Genomic DNA, 21,613 nt, shown 5'->3' with positions numbered 1-21,613 from the left:
CTTAAAGTATTTAATGGATGAAACGCATTGTTATTGCCCTGGCGCTGCTTATTGCGCTCAGTGCCTGCTCCACCAAGGTCAGCTATTATTTCCTCGATTGGGCCATAGAGTGGCAGCTGGAAGATTATGTCACTCTCGACCGGCAACAGGAGCAGGCGTTTGACGCCATTCTCGACCCTTTTCTCGCCTGGCATCGCCGCCAGGAGCTACCCAGATACAGTGCCCAGTTAAAAACGCTGCAAACCGAGCTTGCCGATGGCACTTTAACGCCACAGAGTTGGCGTCGTCATGTGGATACGGCAAGAGATCACTGGTTTCGGCTGTTTGCCCAGGTGTTTGACGATCTTTTGCCCCTTATCGCTTCTTTGAGTGACCAACAGGTCGCCCAGGTGATTGCCAAACTGGAGGCCGATGAGCAGGAGCTGGTGGATGAATACAAGGACAAGAACCAGGAACAACTGATTGAAGATGCGGATGAACGGCTGGAGGAGCTGTTTGCCGATTGGCTGGGGCGTTTGAGTGAGCAGCAAAAGGCCCTGATCCATGAGCACAACAGCCGCCGACTGGCGACCCTGGATATGTGGCTCGAGTATCGTCACGAGTGGCTCCGGCAGTTCAAACAAGCCTTGCTGCAACGCAGTGATTCTGACTTGTTGGCACAGCGCTTACGGCTGCTGATAACAACGCCCGATGAGCTCAAGTCAGATGTGCACAAGCAGAAATTGGCGCAGAACACGGAAAACTTCGGCATGCTGTTATTGCAATTGCACCAGAGCCTGAGTGAGCGCCAGCAAAAACACTTCAAGCGTAAGCTGGGCAACTTGATTGACGATCTGGATGAACTGAGTCAGGCACAGCCCTGAGCTTATGAGGCAGACATAGCCCTGAGCTTATGGGGTCGTAAAGCGAGTCTTTGGTCTGTAGAAGGGGCATTTGCCCGCGAACCACGCCTTGCATCCAGGCCCGTAAGCGGACGCAGAGCAGGCATGGGACTTGTTTGCAGCTTCCTAAAGTAAAGACTGAAATAAAATCGTTTATTGTCGGGTCAACTGCAACATGACAGGAATACTCCCCCGAATAAGGAGGTTTTCATGCAAGCCATCATTCAAACCTATGCGGCATTTTTCAAATCCCTGCGCCACTTCGATGGCCTGGCACCTTTGGCGCTGCGGCTCTATCTGGCGCCGGTGCTGGTGCAGGCCGGTTACAACAAACTCAGCCACTTCAGTGACACAGCGGCCTGGTTTGGTAATCCGGACTGGGGGCTGGGCTTGCCCATGCCTGAAGTGATGGTGGCGCTGGCCGCCGGGACCGAATTTTTTGGTGGCTTGCTGCTTCTGCTCGGGTTGGCCACTCGGCTGGTGGCTATCCCCATGAGTATTACCATGTTGGTGGCGGCCTTCAGTGTGCACTGGTCCAACGGCTGGCTGGCGATTGCCGACCCCTCATCCTGGCTCGCAAACGACAGGGTGATGGCTTCGGTGGAGAAGCTTGAGCGGGCCAAGGGGATACTGCAGCAACACGGCAATTACGACTGGCTGACCAGTTCGGGTAACCTGGTGATCCTCAACAACGGCATTGAGTTTGCGGCCACCTATTTCATTATGCTGTTGGTATTGCTGTTTATGGGCGGCGGCCGTTACACCAGTGTGGACTATTTTATTGGCCGTAAATGGCTGCCCAAAACCGCTAATCTCGGCTGATTGTTGCTGAGTCCCGGTTTTTAAACTCTGGCGTTCCGGGGCGGATTTGGTATCCTGTGAAGTCATTGATATCTCAGCTGAGGATCGCGCATTGGACGCACTTACTCTTCTTCTTACCCGACAATCATGTCCACGACTGCAGGCTCCGGCGCCGAATGAGGCGCAACTGAAAATTATCCTGGATGCCGCGGCCAGAGTACCGGATCACGGTGGCTTGGCGCCTTGGGAGTTTATTATTGCTACCGGTGAAGGACTCAATCGCCTGGCGGATATTTTTGTGGCGGCTGCCACAGCAGATGGTGCCGACGAGGGATTTATCAACAAGGCTGCCGGTATGCCGCTTAGGGCGCCTATGGTGATAACCGTGGTTGCCAAGACCAAAGATCATCCCAAGGTGCCTGAGCTGGAGCAGCAATTGGCAGCCGGCTGCGCCGTAATGGCGATGCAACAGGCCGCATTTGCCCAGGGACTTGGCGGAATATGGCGCACAGGTGCCTTTGCCTTTGACTCTACTGTCAATACGGCGCTGGGGCTTGATGGCAGCGATCAGATAGTGGGCTTTCTCTATCTGGGCACCCCTGTGGTTGAAGCGCCGCTCAAAGCCACCAAAGAGGGCAGCGCCTTTGCCCGCTATCTCTGATTGCTGCAGGACACTTAATGGCGGAGAATTTGCCATGAGCTAAGCTCATGGCATCAAGCTATTACATTCAGTTGCCTGTGACCGCAACCCCCACTTCCAGGCGTTCAAACCAGTCGAGAAACTCAGGTATCTGCTCGCCCCTGAATATCCGTCCGTGCTGCGGACATAAATAGTCCAGCTCCAGTTCTCTCACTCTGGCTATCCAGTCCTGCTTGGCGCGGTTGGAGGGCATCCATCTTTGATGGAAAAAGCGCATCTTCTCGGTGTGACGGCCAAAGTCATCGACAAATAGCCCGGCATCCGTGTCTTCCAGTGCCGCACCTATATCGCCCGACATCAGCACTTTGCCGACAGGGTCGTAGACATGAAAATTGCCGGAAGCGTGCAGATAATGAGCCGGAATAAACTGCACCTCTACGCCATCGAGCGTCAGCTTGCCGCCTTGATCTTTAATGGCCTGGTATTGGATATGCTCCATCCCGAAATGGCGGATAAAACCTTCCCAAATCCAGGGTGCGTGCAGCTGGGCACGCTCCAGCGTCTGATCCCACAGCCCCAGGGAGGAGATGATATCGGGATCCTGATGGGAGGCGAATAGATGGGTGAGTTGTTCAATGGGGATGTGACAAACCACATTGGCCAGCATGGGGGCAAATAGCTCTATACCCCCCGGGTCCATCAGCAGAGCCTGCTCGGCAGTGACCAACATATATTGATTGGTGTCTATGATGCCGTCGGGTTTGTCCGGATCACGGCCAAAATAGATCCATTTGTGGCTATGGGTTTCCAACAAGAGTTGGCTCTTCATCCCTGTACTCCCTTATTGTTCAAGTAATTGAATCGCCTTATCTACCTGAGTGCGGATCGCGCCGGCAGCGGCATCGACCCGGTTGGCAACATGGTTGAAAGTGGCCTGATCGGCGGGTTTTATCCGGCAGGCTTCGATGCGGCACAGCGAGGCCAGCACTTTAGCGGTTTTCAGCTGCTGGCAGAGTTCTTCCAATTGCAATTCAATATCCAGGCTCAGGCGTTTGCACTGCTGCTCAAGGGCCATAAAGTGTTGGCTGTTCTTCTCCAGCGCCGACATGATGCTGTCGCCATAACGGGCTTTGCGGGCTTTCTCCCTGGCGCGGGCAAATTGCAGCATCGCCTTGCGGACTCTGGTCTGCTCGCTGGTCAGGCGGCTGATGGTCTGTGCCAGATGATTGATTCTCGCGGCTGAGTGGGTGGTGAAATGCGCCAGTTCGTCGATGGAGTGGGTCAGCGCCTTAAAGCCCAGCGCCATACTGCCGGCACGAATCGATGCCGCCTGGGCATTGCTGGCGATGATATTAATCTCTTTGCAGTGGCCCTGAGTCTTTTCCAGTTCGGCGGCTATGATGGCGGCACGAACATAGAACTGACGCGTTGGTTGACGTTCTGATCCCATAATTCACTGTTTTACAGTCATAATCCTGTTTGAGAGTATAGAAGATAATTAACTTGCCCACAGGCGCGAGCTGATTTTTCCCACCAATGGATTCAAGCTACAACTCAAGCGCTTGAATTTGCACCCTGTTTAGCTTGAAGAGCCTCTTTGAGAATAGATGCTTAGTGTTGTAACCATATGAATTGAAAGTTTTATTTTGATTGTCAGCCCAAATCGAATGCTCTAGTATCCGCAACTATCAGAACCAGCCCCTGCTTTATTCGAGTGGGGGCTTTTTAGGTTGTGGCTTTGTCAGTACACAGGCAACAACAGCCGCAGCATTTCAGAGAGGATACCCATTTGGTTTCGCTGTTAGACGATGAACTATTGGACAGGATTGCCGATGCACTTACAGACAGGGGATACATAGTGCTTGAGGATGTGCTGCCGGAGACATTGAGCCGCGCGTTGCTGGATAAGGTTAACCACTCGCCGGTAGAGAGTTTTCGCTGGGCTGAAATCGGCCGAGGCAATGAGCGCGTGCGTGAGCAGGAGATACGTTCAGACAGGATCCGCTGGTTGCATGAAGCACAACAGCCGGATGCCGACTATTTGGAGTATATGGCCTACTTGCGTCATGGGCTTAACCAGCGCCTGTTTATGGGGCTATTCGATTATGAAAGCCATTACGCCTTTTATCGCCCTGGTACTTTTTACCGTAAACACTTAGATGCGCTGCGGGGCAGTCGCAACCGGATCTTGACCACGGTATTTTTTTTGAACCCCGATTGGCAACAGGGTGATGGCGGTGAGCTGATGCTCTATGAAGAGGACGACGCTTTGCTTGAGCAGATCCCGCCGAGAATGGGCACTCTGGTGATCTTCCTGAGCGAGCGTTTCCCCCATGAAGTACTGCCAACCCATAAAGATCGCGCCAGCATAGCCGGTTGGTTTCGGGTAGCCGGTAGCTATGAACTACCATAAATAACACTACTGGCATGTTGCCTCTGGGCGGTATTTTTGAGCACAAGCTAAATCCAGGGGCATCAGGCTTATGCAGTAGCTTCAGCTAACACTCGGTGAGCGCAGAATCTCTTCATCTACCCAATGGAGCAGTTTTTTGATGGCTTTGGATAGCACTTGGTTCTGGCGCACTATATATCCCAGGCTGGCCGAGGGGAAACTGGGCAGTGGCGTCATGCAGGACTGCAAATTGAGTTTGGGATGCAGGGCAAAGTCCGGCACTATGGCAATACCGAAACCGGCTTCGGCCCAGTCTATTTGGGCATCCACGCTGCCCACTTCCATGATGCGATATTCCGGTAGTTTGAGCTCGGGAAGCGCCGGGTCAATCAGATCCCGGGTGCGGGTATCATGTCCCAGCAGTATCAAGGTAGGTGCTTCCTGCGGGCTTGGGACTTTACCCTTCTGCCAGGTCTTGAGATCATTGCCCAAGGCGTACCATTTTACTTGTTTCAGCTCGGTAAAATGCAGCGGCTGACTCTCTTTTTGCGCCATAACAAAGCCGAGATCGGCCTTGGCACTTTTTACCAGGTCTGCTGCCTGGGAGGATGTGGTGTTCAGCAACGTCAGGTCGATGCCGGGGAATTCGGTTTTGAACGACTGAAAAGGGCCTATCAGCAGCCATCTGGAAATGATATCGCTGGCGGCTATGGTCATGGTGCCCTGGCACAGATCATTGATGGCGTTGAGATCGGCCTGGCAGCTTTGCAGCTCCATCAGGGTGTTGTGTGCACTCCTTAACAAGCGCTCACCGGCTTGGGTCAGCCGAAATGGATTACGCTCAATCAGCTTTACCCGGGTGGTTTGCTCCAACTGCTTGATATGCAAACTGACATTGGGTTGAGTCATATGCAGCTCATTGGCTGCCTTGCCGAAGTGTTCCAGACGGGCCAGGGTGACAAAGGTCTTAAGCCAATGGAGTTCGAGCATAGCAGCCTCTTTAAGGGTTTTTTAAACGGTACTTTTGACGTTTGAGGGGCAGGCGCTTTATGGTTGGCGGCTTGGTCATGGCAATTGCCCACTATCTTCGATTCCGATGCAAAATATCCTGATATGGATTTCTTATCAAGCTTATAATGATTATTAATTTTTCTTATTCATGCCGTGGTCATAGGATAGACAGGTTTTTGTTTAGGAGAACTGGAAATGTCGTCTATTGTTGTAGTTGGTGCAAACTGGGGTGATGAAGGTAAAGGCCGTATCGTGGACTATCTGGCAGATAGCGCGGCGGCGAGTATACGTTTTCAGGGCGGCAACAATGCCGGCCACACAGTTGTGAATGACTATGGGACATTCAAACTGCATCAACTGCCTAGCGGCGTATTCAATCCAAGTTGTTTGGCGGTATTGGGCCCCGGCATGGTGATAAGTCCTGCGCCACTTTCCGAAGAGATTGCCGAGGTGAAATCCGCCGGCGTCAATGTCAATCTGTGTATTTCCGACCGGGCGACTCTGTGCCTGCCAATCCACGCCATTGAAGATACTCTGGAAGAAGAGCGTCTCGGTGACGGCGCTTATGGTTCTACCCGCCAGGGCATTGCCCCGGCTTACGGTGACCGGGTAATGAAAAAAGGCATTCTGGTGGGTTGGTTGAAGCAGCCTGAAGTACTGCGTGAACGTATCCAGTTTATGCTGGACTGGAAACTGCCGCAGCTTAAGGCGCTGTATCCCTCTTTTGAATTTTCGCAAACCGCAGAAGAGATGACCGCCTGGTTGCTGGAAGTGTCCGCCCCTTGGCGTGATGCCATCTGCAACGTGAGTGAGCCGCTGAAAGCGCTGCAGGCAAAAGATCAAAACCTGCTGTTTGAAGCCCAGTTGGGCGCGGGTCGTGATCTGGTTTACGGTGAATACCCTTGGACCACTTCTTCCAACGTGACCGCTGCTTATGCCGGTCTTGGCAGTGGTTTACCGGCACTGCGCCCCGAGCGGGTGATTGCGGTAGCCAAGTCCTTCAGCTCCTCCGTTGGAACCGGCACCTTGATCACCGCCATGGAAGAGCAGGACAACTTCCGCGAAGCCGCCAATGAGTACGGCGCGGTAACCGGGCGTCCCCGTGATATGGGCTATTTCGATGCTGTGGCCACCCGCAACGGTGTCGAGCTGCAGGCGGCGACCGAAGTGGCGCTGACCAAGCTGGATTGTTTGAGTGGGATGCAGGATCTGAAAATCTGCATCGATTATCAGGGCGATCACAGCGAAAACCCGATTTGGCCACAAACCTCTGCTTTGGCGCCTGTTTATGAGCAGATGGAAGGCTGGAGCGAAGACATCACGGCTTGCCGCACCTTTGAGAGCCTGCCACTGGCGGCACAAAAGTACGTGCAGCGGGTTGAAGAGCTGATGGGTGTTCCGGTGAAAATGATCTCTGTTGGCCCAGAGCGGGCGCAGATGATCCTGCGTTAACAAGGTTGCCTGTTTATGCCCAAGTCTCTCCGTGTGTGACATAGTTTAGGGAGGCTTGGGCATCATAGTATTTCTTAATTGACCGAGCTTTATTTGGGTCATTGTGCTTTCTTTGCTGTTAGCTATTTCCCCTCCGCATTTCAATTTATTGCCGTGCCCTTTGAACTGACCTGCTGTTATCATTGGCTTTGATTTTTACAGTCGTTTTGAAAGAAACCATTTGTTAACATTTAATCTGGTTTAATGATTTATTCATGTTAGTCTGGTATTTAAACAAGCGTTAAATCATTATCTTGCATTATTAGGGAGGCAAATCATGGGACTGGAAGCATGCTTGACCGGAGAACATGTGATCCTCGAACCTTTGAGTCAGGATCATCTGCCGGCGCTGTCGTTGGCGGTTGCCGATGGTGAGTTGTGGCGCTTGTGGTACACCAACGTGCCGCATCCGGATGAGATGAAGGACTATATCCAGCAGGCTTTGGACAGTGAGCAGCGCGGTGAAGCCTTGGCCTTTGCAGTACGTAGCCGAGGCAGCGGTGCAATCGTTGGATGTACCCGCATTTGCAACTGGGATCAAGCCAACCGGCGGCTGGAGATTGGGTATACCTGGTATGCCAAAAGTGTGCAGCGCAGCGCCATCAATACCGAAACCAAACTGTTGTTGCTGGAGTACGCCTTTGAGACTCTGGATGTGATGGCGGTGGAGTTCAGAACCCATTTTCACAACCAGGCTTCGCGGGAGGCCATCACCCGCCTGGGGGCCAAGCAAGATGGTATCTTACGCAATCACAGACTGCTCAAGGACGGCAGCGTCAGGGATACAGTGGTTTATTCCATCATTGACAGCGAATGGCCAGAGGTGAAGCAAGGCCTCAAGGACAGGCTGGCATTTTACAGTGATCAGTACCGTGCCGAACTCGCACAGTGAGTAAGCGCCACTTAGGACAATATTGAATCGAAGGGAAACCATTCATGCTAAAGCAAGTTATTCGGGCACAGTCACAGGATGCCGAGATTATCTCACCGCTGTTTGATGAGTATCGTCAGTTTTATGGTTATCCCAGCGAGCCCGAACTGGCGTTAAGCTTTATCAGCCAAAGGCTTAAGCGGGATGAATCCGTGATCTTTTATCTGCCGGATGAGCAAAACCAGGCTTTGGGGTTTGTGCAGCTCTATCCCGGCTTTTCTTCGCTGCGGGCGGCGCCGCTGCTGATCCTCAATGATATTTATGTTACTCAACATGCCAGGTGTGTCGGCATAGGTCGTGCGCTGCTCGATGCCGCGCTGAATTATGCCAAAGCGCAGGGCATTGATGAGTTGATCCTCGAAACCCTGCGTAATAACGTCAGGGCGCAGGCGCTCTATGAGTCCATTGGTTTTGTCCGGGACAATGAATTTTTCCATTACAGTCTGACTCTAAAACCTTGAAATTCATTAGGCACTAAAGTAGCTTGCCTTCATCGATATCAAGAGGATCACCAAGATGTCCCAAAAAACTGCTTTGTCTGTCTTTGCCACCATCGGCTTGTTTTCCAGTGCCAATGTGCTCGCCGGCCCCGCCGAGGAGGCCTTTAGCGCCGAGTTGCAACAATGCGCCGCCTATTATCAGATAAGTTCTGAAGCCATAGGGGCAATGAATGCACCTCAGATGGCCGCCGTTGGAGATAGACTCAAGCAATCCGCCAAGGATGCCGAAGCTTTAGCTGCCCAGTACAGTTCGGCGCAAGATGCCGAGAAAGGCGTGGCAGCAGCCCGTGCCGAAATGCTGGAAACCATGGGCAACAGCAAGAGTTTGGGCGGTTTGATGAGCCAATACAAAGACAGCTGTAAAACCATCTTGGCCGAGCCGCAAAAGCGCCTCGACTACTGGATAATGGCTAACATGTGATGCAATAAAATGCGGCCGCCGCCTGTCTCTTTGTCCAAGGAAGGGAGGCAATATGCTTTTGAGTCTGTTACTGGCCGCTTTTATCATCTTGCTCGCGCTCGCGATTGAGTTCTGGCCCAGGATCCGCTCCTCTGCCCGCGAACGCCGGCAAGGCGGCCTGTGGTCACTGGAAAACCATAGCCGCGCCAGCGGGCGTGAACAGCAAGGATGCTTTGCGGATCTCAGTTTCACACCTTTCCTGCTTACTGCCAGTCTGGCCTTGATAGCCTGCGCATTTGAGTTGATGCCGGAAACTTATGTATTTGGTTTAATACTCTTTATTGTTCTCAACCTACTGCTGTTGATGGTCTGGCATCTCTATGCCAGACTGCTTGGCGGGCAAAAAAGTGGCCAGAGCCTCTTGCCGCCGCTGCTTTACGGCCTCGCGGCCCTGTTTGCCTGGATGGGGGCTATGCCGTAAGTCAAGCCGTAAGTCAGGCCCTAAGCCCGATTCCTAGGCAAGAATTCATGAGCCCGGCCCGAATTACACCAAGAAGCGTTGCATCGGCCTCAAGCTGTTTGAGGGCATCACAGCATTGGTTCTCGGGCGCTGAAATGTCAGCTTACAATTAGCTTGCGGCCCGGCGCTGGAATTTGGCATTAAATAGGGAACTTGCACCTTTATCCAAGGTTCAAAGCTGCAGACAATAACAAGGAGTGGTTGAGCGCCTGTCGCAATACCCACAAGAGCAATGATAAAGCTTCAACAACTTTGCAAAACCTATCAGATGGGCGACGCCTGTGTGCGAGCGCTCGATGAAGTCAGTTTCGACATTCAAGCCAATGAATTTGTGGCCATTATGGGGCCTTCAGGTTCAGGCAAGTCGACGCTGATGAATATCATCGGCTGCCTGGATAAACCCAGCAGTGGCAGTTACCTGCTCAATGGCGAAGAGGTGGGACAACTGGATGACGATGCCTTGTCTGCGGTGCGTAACCGCCAGATAGGTTTCGTATTCCAAAGTTTTCACCTCTTGCCGAGACTCACAGCGCTGCAAAATGTGATGCTGCCGCTGCGATACAGCCCAGAAGGGCAGGGCGATGAAACCCACGCCATAGAATTGCTGAGGCGTGTCGGACTGGGAGAGCGACTGGATCACAGGCCCAACCAACTCTCCGGCGGTCAGCGTCAGCGGGTGGCGATAGCTCGCTCCCTGGTCAATCGCCCGGCCATTTTACTGGCCGATGAGCCCACCGGGGCGCTGGACAGCAAGACTTCGCTTGAGATCATGGCGCTGTTTACCGAGCTGCATGCCGCAGGGCAAACCATTATTCTGGTGACCCACGAAGAGGAAGTGGCCGCTTACGCCCAGCGGGTTATCCGTATGCGTGATGGTTGCCTGCAGAGTGACAGGAGGGCTAATGCGGCCTGATTCTCTTTTACTTTTGAGCCTGGCGGTCTCTGGCCTGACTTTTTCAAGCTTGGCTGTTTCAGAAATCGCGATACCGGCGGCGGCCGGCTCGTCTTTTTCGATAGTTTCTCCATTGGAGCCTTTAACGGACAAGGGAGCGGATGCCAAGTCGCCGCCTGCCGCGCAGCTGCTACTGACAGGTAAAGTCAGTTCCGCCAAGTCGCAGACCTTCAGCGTCCCCAAGGCCGGTGATGCCTGGCGCTATCAAATTCAGTGGATGTTACCCGAGGGCTCTTTGGTCTCTCCCGGGCAAGTGGTGGTGGTGTTTGACAAGAGTCAGGTGGCCAACCAGATAGAACAGTTGGAAGCCAGCATGCTCAGGGTGTCGGCGCAGGAGCAAAGCCAGACCATAGAGCTCAAATCCAAGGTATTGCAAGCCAGGTTCGAGCTGAAAAAGCAGTTACTGGAGCAGGAAAAGGCGCAACTGGTGGCGGCCGTGCCGGCAGATTTTATCGCTGCCAAGGAGTACGCCGACAATCAGTTCAAGCTGCTGCAGCTAAATGCCGAGGTGACCAAGGCCAAGCAGGCACTGGCCGAAGCTCTGGATACCGAGAAGGCGACCCTGGCACAGCTGAAGATTGACAAGGAAAAGGCGGCGCTCGAGTTGGCCCAGGCCTTCAAGGACTTGGACAGCCTGGAGCTGAAAGCCGAAATCGCCGGCCCTTTGCTGCTTGGACGGGAGCCTTGGAGCAATAAAAAATTCGAGGTGGGAGATACGGTGCAAGTGGGGCGACAAATCGCCACTGTGCCTGCTATGGAAGATCTGGAAGTGATCGCCTGGGTCAATGAGGTGGATGTGGATCGCCTGAAACCCGGGCAAGCCGTGATCATGCGTCTGGATGCGGAAATTGAGCGCGCCTTTCCCGGACAAGTTGCTAGTATCGGTCGCCAGGCCATCAATCTACCGGCCTGGGGCCGCAGTAACTGGTTTGAAGTGGGGATCCGTTTCAAGGCGCCTGATGATATCGCCATGATCCCCGGCATGAGTGTACTGGTGGAAACCGGAGGCAAACATGAAGCGCTTTAGTTTGGCCTGGCTGGCACTGCTTGCGTTGAGCGCGTGCAGTGATGGGGTGAGCACTCAGGTAGTGCAGGGGCCTTTGAGTCAAAAAATAGAAGTCACCGGCGAGCTGGTGGCGGCCGATACCGTGTCTTTAATGCCGCCTGTAATGCGGCGGATCTGGCAATACCAGGTCAAGCAGCTGGCGCCGGAAGGCAGCGAGGTGGAAAGTGGCGAGATGGTGGCTCAGTTGGATACCTCGGAACTGACTCAAAGGCTGTCGGTCAAATCGGCCGAGCTTGAGGCTACGGTGCAGGACTTGCAGACCTCCAAGCTGCGTAATGCCAAGAAGATGGAGGAGCTCAAGTTGCAACTGGCTGAGGCCAAAATGGGTTTGGACAAGGCCGAGCGTAAGTTTGCCCTCTCTGATGACACTGTTGCGGCGCTGGATAAAGAAAAGTACCAGCGTGACGCGGTGATCGCCCGTGACAAGGTGGCTCTGGTGCAGCAGCAACTGGTGCTGGAGGCCCAGAGCGCCAGGCAACGGGAAGCCATGCTCGACGGAGACAGGCAGAAGTTCGCCGCCGAAGTGGCGGCGCTGAAAAAGGGTATCGCCTCGATGACCTTGGTGGCGCCCCGTGCCGGTATGGTGGTCTATGGCAACGATCCTCAGGGCAACAAGCTCAAAGAGGGCCAATCTGTGTTTGCCGGTGATGTGATGTTGTCCATTCCTGATCTCGACAGCATGCAGGTCAATATGGCGATCCCTGAGGTAGAAGCCCGCAGAGTCAAACTGGGCCAGCAACTCAAGATCCGTCTGGATGCCAATCCTGATAAAGTCTTTACAGGAAAAATCAAAGAGTTGGGTGCAGTTTTTCGTAACAAAAGCCAGGAGGTTCCTCTGGTGGTGTTCGATGCGGTTGCCAGTATAGACGAGCCGGATACCGAGTTGATGCGCCCGGGAATGACCGCCAAGATCAGCATAGAAATTGCCGATGACAGTCAGCGTACTCTGGTGGCTCAGGATGCGGTGCATTACGAGGCCGGTCATCCTTATGTGCTGCTGGACGGGCTCTTGGGGGCTCGCAAACAGTCGGTGCGGGTCGGTGCCATGGGGGGCGATCAGGTTGAAATACTCACCGGCTTGCAAGTGGGCGATGAGGTATTGCTGCCATGAAGAATCATTTGCTAATCACCTTTGCCTTGATAATGCAGGCCTTGATAGCCTTGGCCTTGAGTGGCTGCCAACCGAGCAGTAATGATGGTGTGCTCACCATGACAGTCAGCCGTGGCGAGTTTCAGGTTAATATCCCCGCCAGCGGTGAGCTGGAAGCGGCGCAGTCCACTCCCGTTGTGGTGCCCACGGGGTTACGTGGGCCTCAGTCCCTGGCCTGGATCCAGAACAACTTTACCCAGGTCAAGGCCGGTGATGTGGTGGCCAGGCTCGATGATACAAGGGAGTCGTTTCGCTTGCAGATGGAAGCCTTCGACTTTGAGCGCCTGGCGCAGGATGCCAAGATCCAGACAGAGAAAGATCTCACCTTGAGCCAGAGTTTGACTTTGGGAAGCAAGGTCACAGGTAATGAGCGGCAGTTGGCCGAGCGCTTTTTCAGTGCGGATGAGCGGGTTTACACCAAAATCAACATCATAGATCAGATGCGCAACAAGGAATATTTGGATGCCAAGCTGGATTATTTCCAGTGGGGCGGCACTCAGCACCAGGCGCAGGCCGATGCCGAGCAGGCGCTTATCAAGCTGAAACAGAAAGGCCATCAGGCCAAGATTGACAGGTATCAGGGCAATCTGACACAGATGGAGATTATCGCGCCGCACGACGGGCTGTTTGTCTATCAGGCAGGCTGGGATGGCGCCTTTCCCGTGGTGGGGGACATGATCTGGTCCGGATTCCCCATAGGCATATTGCCGGATACTTCCGTGATGCAGGCAAGAGTCTATGTGCTTGAATCAGAAGCTGTGGGGCTGGCCATCGGCAAGCAGGCCACAGTGACTCTGGATGCCTATCCTGAGCGACCCTTTAGCGGCACTGTGACCCAGGTCGATGCGCTGGCCAAGCCCAAAGACAGAGATAGCCCGGTGAACTATTTCCAGTTCACCATCAGCCTGGAGCAAACTCTGCCGGCCATTATGCAGCCGGGAAGGCAAGTGAATGCCAAGGTGCAGGTGCTGGATCTCAATGATGTATTGACTGTGCCCAATCAGGCCCTGTTTCAAAAAGACGGCCGCTACTGGGTGTATCTTAAGCAGGGCGGCGGCTTTATGCGCCGGGATGTGACTCCGGGGCACAGATCCCTTAACCGCACCGAAATTATCGCTGGGCTCAATCCCGGTGATGTAATAGCCCTGACAACTCCACCCAAGAGGAGTCAGCTATGAGTTCGATAATAGGACTATGGCAAGGATTTACCCAGGCGTTCGATGAGATGCGCCACCACAAACTGCGTACCGCCTTGACACTGCTGGGGATGATATTCGGTGTCGGCGCCGTTATAGCCATGCTCAGCGTCGGTGAAGGTGCCGAGCGTGAAGCCTTGAAGATGATTGAATCCATGGGGGTTCGAAATCTGGTGGTCAACAGCCGCAGCAATGACGGCGAGGCGCTGAAATCGATTCGTGAACATAGTGTTGGCCTGAGCCTGCGTGATATCGACAGTGCCAGAGACACCTTGCCTTTTATTCAGGATTGGGGCGCCGCCAAGGAAGTAAAAGTCTTCAGTCTGTTTTCCGCCGAAGGGCGTAGCGATGCCAGTGTGATGGGGGTGACTCCCAGCTATTTTGGGCTGACGTCGCTAAAGCTCAATGAAGGGCAGATTTTTACCGAGCAGGATGAGGTCTACTACCGCCAGGTCGCCGTGTTGGGACCAGAGGCGGCTCGCAGCCTGTTTCCCAAGGGCAACGCCCTTGGCAAGCACATCAAGATTAATCATCAATGGTTTACCGTGGTGGGTATCTTGGCCGATGCCAATCGCGGTAAGTCTAAAATCCAGGGCGTCAAGCTTGGGGGCGAGCGCAATCAGGTGTTCATTCCACTGTCGAGCGCCCTGAAAAAGATGCAGTTCAAGGCGCTTGAAGATGAGCTGGATATGATCAAGCTGTCGCTCAGGGAAGAGGTTGAGCCTTCGCTGGCGGCCAAGAGCCTGAATCATTTGTTGCAGCGCCGTCATGGCGGTGAGAAGGACTATGACATAGTGGTGCCGGCCGACCTTTTGGCCCAACATCAGAAGACCCAACAGATCTTCAATATCGTCATGGCCTGTGTCGCCGGGATCTCGCTTCTGGTGGGCGGGATTGGCATTATGAACATTATGCTGGCCACCATTTTGGAGCGTACCGCCGAGATAGGTTTGCTGCGGGCGCTGGGGGCCAGGCGTAAGGATATCGCCCGGCAGTTTTTGATTGAAAGTATCGCTATTTCTGCTACCGGCGGTCTGTTTGGCATAGTTGTGGGGCTGGGACTGGCGCTGCTTATTTCAACAGCGGCCGGTTGGCCTGTGGCTTGGTCTCCCTTTGCGATACTGCTGGCGCTTGGGGTTTGTATGAGTATCGGGGTCGGCTTCGGCCTCTATCCGGCGCAGAAGGCGGCCAAACTGGATCCCATAATTGCCTTGCAACGGGACTGACAGAGGTTTCTTTCTTCGCTGTCAGAGGTTTTGGCGCCATGGACGGCGCTCGCAAGGGCGTGTTCTGCAAAAGCGGCAACGGTTAGACAGGCGCTTTATTGTCATTGTGTCGATGTTCCTCTGGATAGAAACTGTCGGCACACAGGCTCTGCCTACAACTGTGCTGATCTGTTTGATCTTGTGATTAAATATAGGAACCTAATTCTTTCAAGGAAAGTGGGCAGGTCATTTCATGGATGCTTTGCAACAACACAGAGCCCAGGCCAAGCAGCGACTCTATTTATGGCATTCGCAACATCTTGTCTCGGGGACGGCGTGGCGCAAAGCTTTGGGATTGCTGCCATCACCAGGGGCCAAGCAGAGTCTGAGCTTTTTTAACCCTCTGCTGCTGGGGTGTGCTGCGCTCTGTTTTGCTTCGGCGCTTATCTGCTTTTTTGCCTACAACTGGGCCGCTTTGCCGCGCATGGGCAAGTTGGCGTTATTGGAAACCGGTTTGCTGGGCTGTTTGTTGCTGGCCTTTGCATTGAGCCGATGGTTAAAGTCACCCCTTGCCGACAAGGCACAAGCCGCTTTGCCCTGGCTCCTGTTTGTGGCCTGTGTGTTTGTCGGCGTCTTGCTGGCCTTTATCGGCCAGAGCTATCAGCAAGGGGCCGACAACTGGCAGTTGTTTGCCGTGTGGGCACTGCTTATTCTGCCCTGGGTGGTATTTTTGAAACTGGAAGCCGGTTATCTGCTGCTTATCTTGCTGTTGAACCTGACCCTGTACTTGTTATTGCAGATAACCTCATTGCCGTTTGCAGACCTGTTTAGCTTGCTGGGGGATGACAGGCTCGCCATCCCTTGGTCACTGTTTGCGCTTAATTGGCTGCTGCATCAATGCCTGCTTCGTTTTGCGCTGACAGACAAGCAAGGCATCCCCCTCAGCGAGGTAACCAGCGGGTTGCTCGGTTGGGGCTTTTTGTTGCTGGCGAGTTGTTGGACACTGTTCGACTCCTTGAGCAAAGAGCAGTTTATTGCTGTGGTTCTCTACGGGGTGGTTGCCGCGGCGCTGATACGAGGCTACCACACAAGGCGTAAACTCTACGGCATGGCGCTCGGGCTTTTCAGCACGGCAGCGTTATTTGATCTCTGGTTGCTGCGCTTGCTTTCTGAAGTGTTTGACGGTGATGCCGTGGTACTGCTGTTTGCCCTGATGACGCTTTGCGTGCTGCTCAGTGCCTCAGTCGCCGCCTTGCTGCTAAAGCGCTTGCAGGCTGACTATCTGGCCGCGGTACCGGAGCAACAGGCCCAAAAACACAAAGATGCGACTGCCAACACAGAGCCCAGGGAGGATGAGAAAATCGTCCCTAATGCGGGCAGCCTTTTCTGGCAACGGCTGCAGCAGGCAGGCATTGTCTCGGGGGATGTGGCACAAGAGACTCCAGAGTTGCAAAGTCCCTGGTATCTCAAGGCGATGCTTATCCTGTTTGGCTGGTTAGCCGGGATCTGTTTACTGGGTTTCATCGGCACCGGCCTGGCGTTATTGTTGGACGATATTCAGCCTGGGTTGCTGCTGAGCCTGGCGCTGGCGGCATCTGCAGTGGCCTTTGGTTTGAGCCGAGGTCAAAGTGGACTGTTTATCTCTCAGTTTGCCTTGAGCTTTGCCGTGGCCGCCTTGGTGCTCTATGGCATCGCCTTTGATGAGCTGCTGTTTGAAGTGGCTTCCTGGCGCTGGTGGTTGATGCTGGCCCTGGCGGCCTCGCTTCATTGGTATCTGCTGCCACCTTATTTGACCCGGTCCAGTTGCGCGCTGCTGGCATTATTGGCCTTGACTGCGCTGCTGCAGACACTTTTATCACCACCCTTGGTGACGCCGGCACTGCTACTGGGCTTTGTGCTGCTCTGGCGCCATGAGGCCGACTGGGGCAAGGCGCCGCTTCGCTGGCGCTCCCTTGCCATGGCCATGACCTTGGCACTGCTCTTTTGTCAAACGCCGCAATTGGTTTGGCTGGAAGGCGTCTGGGAGTTAAAGGATCCCGGTATGAGCCCGGCTATGTTGCAGGGCGCGCAATGGTTACTTGAAGCTTTGCTGCTGTGGCAACTTTGGCGTCTTTTCGGCAGTCGAATGAACGCAATCCGGCATCAATTGGATGGGCGTTCGCAGATGCTGTTGCTACTGGGACTGCTGTCGGCCTTGGTTTGGTTTTGGTGGATCCCCGGGCTTATCGCCGGCGCATTGGTGGCGGTTTTCGGCTTTGTGCTGGCCGAGCGCTTGCTGCTCTGGCTCGGGGTACTGGCGATGCCGGTTTACTGCGGTTATTACTATTACTCGTTGCAGCAAACCTTGTTGGAAAAATCCTTGCTGCTGATGCTGCTTGGCGTGAGCCTGCTACTGCTTTGGTTTGCGCTGAAGCCTTTGAGCGACAGGCCTGAGTGGCTGGCGGCGCAGAATGGGGGTGAGCAGTGATGAAACCCAAATTGACGCCCAAAATCATGGGGTTGTGCCTCGTGTGGGGGCTGCTTTGTTTGCTGGTCATCAACATTTCCGTGTGGCAGAAAGAGCAACTCTGGCAGCACGGTGAGCCCATCTTGCTTGAGCTTGCACCTGTGGATCCCCGTTCGCTGATGCAGGGGGATTATATGCAACTCGACTATAAATTGGCCCGGCAATTGGCCAATGAGCTGCGCGCAAAAGGGCTGTTTCAGGACAATATGCAGGGCTGGCTCAGAGTGAGTCTCGATGAGCAGCAGCGCGCCGCTTTTGTGGCGCTGGAGAGTGACCCGGATGCTCCTTTGTTGCAGCAGCAAAGACGCTTGCCGTTTAAAGTCCGTCAGGGAGATGTGCAATTGGCGAGCCAGGCTTTTTTCTTTGAGGAGGGCCAGGCGGAGCATTTCAGTCAGGGACGTTATGGCGAGCTGAGATTGGGCACTGACGGGGAGCTGATGTTAGTGGGCCTGCGTGACGGCCAACTTAAACCGCTTTGAACCTAAGAGTGGTAAGGCCGTGTTCATTAAACCACTAGAGTGACTTAGGTTTTTTTACGTTTTCCTCCAAGCTAACTCATTGATAAGACTAATTAACTAGCACTAAAGTTTGATAAATATTTTACATATTGCAACTTGATTGTAACCTGTGGCCTTTATAGTGGCTGCTTCTCCGGATGCGGAGATGTGGAAATAACATTACTTATTGATAAATAAGAAAATCACTATAATCAGGATATATTTCAGGGGTCAATATGTTAACCAAGGCAAGTCTGCTTGCCCTGGCCGTGGGCAGTATTGCTGCCCAGGCTCAGGCGAGTGAGCAAGTGATCATTTCCGAATACGTTGAAGGTTCAGGCAATAATAAGGCCATCGAGCTCTTTAACACCGGCAGTCAAGCTGTCGATCTCAGCCAGTATCAGCTGGATATCTTCTTCAATGGCAGTAGCAGTGCTGGCAGCAGCATTGCCCTGAGCGGCATGCTGGCCGCCGGTGGCACTCATGTATTGGCCGACAATGATGCCGACGCTGCAATCCTGGCGTTGGCGCAGCAAACCAGCAGCGCCAGTTTCTTCAACGGTGATGATGCCCTGGTGCTGAGCCGTAATGGTGAGGTGGTCGACAGTCTCGGCCAGGTTGGGGTGGATCCAGGCTCCGAGTGGGGCAGCGGTGATGTTTCCACTCAAAACAATACCATAAGGCGTAAGCTGGACAACTTGAGTGCGGATCTCGACCCCTTCGATGCGGTCGACCTCAGTGGTTGGGACGGCTTTGCCATCGATAATATCGACGATCTGGGGGCCTTTGGCGGTAATGCCGGCGAGCCGGGTGAACCGACAGATCCCGGTAATGGCGCCCTGGTTTGCGGCGATGCGGCTACACCCATTCATGCATTGCAGGGTAGCGGCGAGGCCAGTCCATTGGCTGGTGAAACCCTGGAAGTGGAAGCAATAGTCACCAGTAACCAGGAAGCGGGTCTCAAGGGATTGTTCCTGCAGATGGCCGATGCCGAAGCGGATGCCGATCCTTTAACCTCGGAAGGGGTGTTCCTGTACACAGGCAATAGCGCCAGTGGTTATCAGGCAGGCGACCGAATTCGGGTGCGGGCTCAGGTCACTGAATATCAAGGCTTGACCGAACTGACCAATGTCAGTGCCAAGGCCTTGTGTGCCACATCACAACCTCTGCCGAGTGCAGCCAGAGTGAGCCTGCCGGTCAATGACAGCAGTGCACTTGAAGCCTTCGAAGGCATGCTGGTCAGCTTTGAGCAGCATCTTACGGTAAACGAAGTCTACAACCTTGGCCGTTATGGTGAGGTGTTGTTGGGTTCAAGCCGTCACTTTATCGGTACTCAGGTAGCCAATCCCGGCGCCGATGCCTTGGCGGTTACGGCAGCCAATGCCCTGGATTCCATAGTGCTTGACGATGGCCTGACGGCACAAAACCCGGATCCTGTTATTTATCCGGCCCCGGGTCTGAGCGCCGCTAACCCGCTCAGAGTCGGTGATACTGTCACAAACCTCACCGCGGTGATGCATTACGGTTTTGGTATTTACCGTTTGATGCCGGTCGATACCGTCAACTTTGTTGCCGCCAATCCCAGAGCGTCCGAGCCTGAGTTGAATCGTCTCGATGCCTTGACAGTTGCCAGTTTCAACGTGCTCAACTATTTTAACGGCGATGGCCAGGGCGGCGGTTTCCCCACCTCCCGTGGCGCCGATACTCAAGCGGAGTTTGAGCGCCAACGAGCCAAGATAATCGCGGCGATGAAAACCATTAACGCCGATGTCTTCGGTTTGATGGAAATCGAGAACGATGGTTTCGACCGTAACTCGGCAATTGCCGATCTGGCCCGCGGTCTCAACGACGCCATTGGCACTGACAGCTATCGCTATCTGGCGCCACAGGTTAATCGCATTGGCAACGATGAGATCAGCGTCGGTATTCTGTATCGTCAGGACAGAGTCACCCCGGAAGGGGTAGCGGCGATTCTGGACAGCAGTAATTCGGCGCTGGATGACAATGGTCAGGTGCTGTTCAACGATGGCAAGAACCGTCCCATGCTGACCCAGAAGTTTAGCGTCAACGACAGTGAGGATAACTTTGTGGTGGCGGTCAACCACCTCAAGTCCAAGGGCAGTGATTGTAATGCGCTGGGCGATCCCGACATGAACGACGGCCAGGGTAACTGTAATTTGACCCGAACCCGCGCTGCCATGGCGATAGGCCAGTTCCTGCAGACTGAATATCAGGGTGACAAGGTACTGGTGATAGGGGATCTCAATGCCTATGCCAAGGAAGATCCACTGACAACCCTGGCCAATGCCGGTTACGCCGAGTTGTTTGGCGAGCTTGGTAAGCCTTCAGCATACTCCTATGTGTTCTCAGGTGAGTCGGGACAGTTAGATCATGCACTGGCCAATGAAGCCATGCTGACCAATGTTCGTGATGTGACCGATTGGCATATCAATACCGATGAACCCAGAGTGCTGGACTATAACACTGAGTTCAAGACGCCGGAGCAACTGCAAAGTTTCTACAGCAACGATGCCTTCCGTTCATCGGATCACGACCCTGTGATCATCGCGCTGGACTTTGCCGCGGCCAATCAGGCACCGGTTGCCGAGTTTTCAGTGCAGCAAAATGGTGCTGCTGTGGCGCTCTCTAGCACGTCGAGTGATAGCGACGGTGAGTTGGTGAGCCAGGAGTGGGATCTGGGGGATGGTACTCAAGCCTTTGGCGAGCAGGTGAGTCATGAATACCAGCAAAGCGGCGTCTACCTCATCACTCTGACTGTGACTGACGACAAAGGTGCCCAGCACAGTGTCAGCCGTGAGGTGACCGTTGAGATAGCCCCTGAGCCGACCGAGCCTGTGGCGGTTATCCGCCATCTGGATCTTTGGTTGCTGCAGGTGTTTATCTCCGAGAGCTATGATCCTGACGGTTATATCAAAAAGCAGCAGTGGCGCTTCAACGATGGGCGAAGATTCAACGGCCCGGTTGCCATGCGTATTGGCGGTCGTGCCAATGAAGTGACCTTGACCGTGACCGACAATGATAAACAAAAGGCCAGCACCAGCCTGAGCTTTTAACCGCTTAAGATGAAAAACGCCCGCAGCAGCGGGCGTTTTTGTTTTCAGCCCCTAAACCACCTACTTCAGTAGGTGGTTATCATCAATTTAGGCTTGGCCTGTAAAGGCTACCCATGCTAATTGCTCTTTTGATTTTTAGCGAAGTCAAAGGACAAAAAGCATGAGTAGATACGAGCAAGCATCGCATGTGTATTGGCGATGTCAATATCATATAGTTTGGACTCCAAAGTACCGTTTTAGGATTCTCAAAAACAAAGTAGGTAAGGACGTTTACCGCTGTATTCACGTTTACAGTGAGCAACTTGGGTGCAAAGTAGTAGAGTTAAATGTTCAGGTAGACCATGTTCATTTAGTTATAAAAGTTCCGCCAAAGTTATCGATATCAAGACTGATGGGAGCG

General features: G+C 53.8%; 21 protein-coding genes. 18 read left to right on the top strand and 3 right to left on the bottom strand.

Translation table 11 applies throughout. The features are described 5' to 3' along the window. Positions 1 to 17: 17 nt before the first annotated feature. The 3 genes from AYI96_RS15355 (at position 18) to AYI96_RS15345 (ending at position 2,343) form a co-directional block, all read left to right on the top strand. Positions 18 to 863: a DUF6279 family lipoprotein gene (locus AYI96_RS15355; RefSeq protein ID WP_144361926.1), complete on the top strand. Its 846-nt coding sequence runs from the start codon at positions 18 to 20 to the stop codon at positions 861 to 863. 228 nt (positions 864 to 1,091) lie between these two features. Then, positions 1,092 to 1,703: a DoxX family protein gene (locus AYI96_RS15350; protein WP_144361925.1), complete on the top strand. Its 612-nt coding sequence runs from the start codon at positions 1,092 to 1,094 to the stop codon at positions 1,701 to 1,703. Positions 1,704 to 1,794: 91 nt separating this feature from the next. Continuing rightward, a complete protein-coding gene (locus tag AYI96_RS15345) occupies positions 1,795 to 2,343 on the top strand; it encodes an NAD(P)H nitroreductase (protein WP_025887130.1) in 549 nt (182 codons plus the stop codon). 67 nt (positions 2,344 to 2,410) lie between these two features. Here AYI96_RS15345 and AYI96_RS15340 read toward each other — a convergent pair whose 3' ends face one another. Then, positions 2,411 to 3,151, bottom strand: coding sequence for an MBL fold metallo-hydrolase (locus AYI96_RS15340; RefSeq protein WP_100142411.1), 741 nt, complete (start codon positions 3,149 to 3,151; stop codon positions 2,411 to 2,413). 12 nt (positions 3,152 to 3,163) lie between these two features. Next, the gene (locus AYI96_RS15335) at positions 3,164 to 3,772 is read right to left on the bottom strand and encodes a chemotaxis protein (protein WP_144361924.1); all 609 of its coding nucleotides are present in this window, start codon (positions 3,770 to 3,772) and stop codon (positions 3,164 to 3,166) included. A gap of 339 nt (positions 3,773 to 4,111) precedes the next feature. Between AYI96_RS15335 and AYI96_RS15330 the strand changes: the two genes are divergently transcribed. Continuing rightward, on the top strand, positions 4,112 to 4,735 hold the full coding sequence (locus AYI96_RS15330; RefSeq protein WP_144361923.1) for a 2OG-Fe(II) oxygenase: 624 nt from the start codon (positions 4,112 to 4,114) through the stop codon (positions 4,733 to 4,735). Positions 4,736 to 4,816: 81 nt separating this feature from the next. Here the strand turns inward: AYI96_RS15330 and AYI96_RS15325 are convergent, their stop codons facing one another. After that, positions 4,817 to 5,704, bottom strand: coding sequence for a LysR family transcriptional regulator (locus AYI96_RS15325; protein ID WP_039032751.1), 888 nt, complete (start codon positions 5,702 to 5,704; stop codon positions 4,817 to 4,819). A gap of 216 nt (positions 5,705 to 5,920) precedes the next feature. Here AYI96_RS15325 and AYI96_RS15320 point away from each other — a divergent pair, with 216 nt between their 5' ends. From AYI96_RS15320 to tnpA, 14 genes are all read left to right on the top strand, one after another. Then, on the top strand, positions 5,921 to 7,177 hold the full coding sequence (locus AYI96_RS15320; RefSeq protein WP_144361922.1) for an adenylosuccinate synthetase: 1,257 nt from the start codon (positions 5,921 to 5,923) through the stop codon (positions 7,175 to 7,177). A 316-nt stretch (positions 7,178 to 7,493) separates the two neighbouring features. Continuing rightward, positions 7,494 to 8,108 (top strand): GNAT family N-acetyltransferase, encoded by a 615-nt coding sequence (locus tag AYI96_RS15315; protein ID WP_071475972.1) that lies wholly within the window; start codon positions 7,494 to 7,496, stop codon positions 8,106 to 8,108. 44 nt (positions 8,109 to 8,152) lie between these two features. Next, positions 8,153 to 8,608 (top strand): GNAT family N-acetyltransferase, encoded by a 456-nt coding sequence (locus AYI96_RS15310; protein WP_039032754.1) that lies wholly within the window; start codon positions 8,153 to 8,155, stop codon positions 8,606 to 8,608. A 55-nt stretch (positions 8,609 to 8,663) separates the two neighbouring features. Next, positions 8,664 to 9,068, top strand: coding sequence for a hypothetical protein (locus AYI96_RS15305; protein WP_052247891.1), 405 nt, complete (start codon positions 8,664 to 8,666; stop codon positions 9,066 to 9,068). Positions 9,069 to 9,120: 52 nt separating this feature from the next. Further along, positions 9,121 to 9,528, top strand: coding sequence for a hypothetical protein (locus tag AYI96_RS15300; RefSeq protein ID WP_144361921.1), 408 nt, complete (start codon positions 9,121 to 9,123; stop codon positions 9,526 to 9,528). A gap of 271 nt (positions 9,529 to 9,799) precedes the next feature. Next, positions 9,800 to 10,480 (top strand): ABC transporter ATP-binding protein, encoded by a 681-nt coding sequence (locus tag AYI96_RS15295; protein ID WP_025887136.1) that lies wholly within the window; start codon positions 9,800 to 9,802, stop codon positions 10,478 to 10,480. Further along, complete coding sequence (locus AYI96_RS15290; protein ID WP_144361920.1) at positions 10,470 to 11,546, top strand: HlyD family secretion protein; 1,077 nt, start codon at positions 10,470 to 10,472, stop codon at positions 11,544 to 11,546. Before AYI96_RS15295 ends, AYI96_RS15290 begins: the two co-directional genes overlap by 11 nt. Beyond that, positions 11,533 to 12,696, top strand: a complete 1,164-nt coding sequence (locus AYI96_RS15285; protein ID WP_039032756.1) for an efflux RND transporter periplasmic adaptor subunit — start codon at positions 11,533 to 11,535, stop codon at positions 12,694 to 12,696. Before AYI96_RS15290 ends, AYI96_RS15285 begins: the two co-directional genes overlap by 14 nt. Further along, the gene (locus AYI96_RS15280; protein ID WP_039032757.1) at positions 12,693 to 13,913 is read left to right on the top strand and encodes an efflux RND transporter periplasmic adaptor subunit; all 1,221 of its coding nucleotides are present in this window, start codon (positions 12,693 to 12,695) and stop codon (positions 13,911 to 13,913) included. Before AYI96_RS15285 ends, AYI96_RS15280 begins: the two co-directional genes overlap by 4 nt. Next, positions 13,910 to 15,157: an ABC transporter permease gene (locus AYI96_RS15275; protein ID WP_039032758.1), complete on the top strand. Its 1,248-nt coding sequence runs from the start codon at positions 13,910 to 13,912 to the stop codon at positions 15,155 to 15,157. The genes AYI96_RS15280 and AYI96_RS15275 overlap by 4 nt, the downstream gene beginning before the upstream one ends. A gap of 232 nt (positions 15,158 to 15,389) precedes the next feature. Beyond that, positions 15,390 to 17,603 (top strand): DUF2157 domain-containing protein, encoded by a 2,214-nt coding sequence (locus AYI96_RS15270; RefSeq protein WP_144361919.1) that lies wholly within the window; start codon positions 15,390 to 15,392, stop codon positions 17,601 to 17,603. Then, complete coding sequence (locus tag AYI96_RS15265) at positions 17,603 to 18,121, top strand: GDYXXLXY domain-containing protein (RefSeq protein ID WP_222116210.1); 519 nt, start codon at positions 17,603 to 17,605, stop codon at positions 18,119 to 18,121. The genes AYI96_RS15270 and AYI96_RS15265 overlap by 1 nt, the downstream gene beginning before the upstream one ends. 254 nt (positions 18,122 to 18,375) lie before the next feature. After that, the gene (locus tag AYI96_RS15260; protein WP_144361918.1) at positions 18,376 to 21,213 is read left to right on the top strand and encodes an ExeM/NucH family extracellular endonuclease; all 2,838 of its coding nucleotides are present in this window, start codon (positions 18,376 to 18,378) and stop codon (positions 21,211 to 21,213) included. A 160-nt stretch (positions 21,214 to 21,373) separates the two neighbouring features. Continuing rightward, positions 21,374 to 21,613 (top strand): IS200/IS605 family transposase (gene tnpA / locus AYI96_RS15255; RefSeq protein WP_144361917.1); only part of this gene is annotated, 240 nt, incomplete at its 3' end.

It is taken from the genome of Shewanella sp. MSW, assembly GCF_007636515.1.
In the GTDB taxonomy this organism is placed as follows: domain Bacteria; phylum Pseudomonadota; class Gammaproteobacteria; order Enterobacterales; family Shewanellaceae; genus Shewanella; species Shewanella indica.
This window is presented reverse-complemented; position numbering and strand designations above follow the sequence as displayed.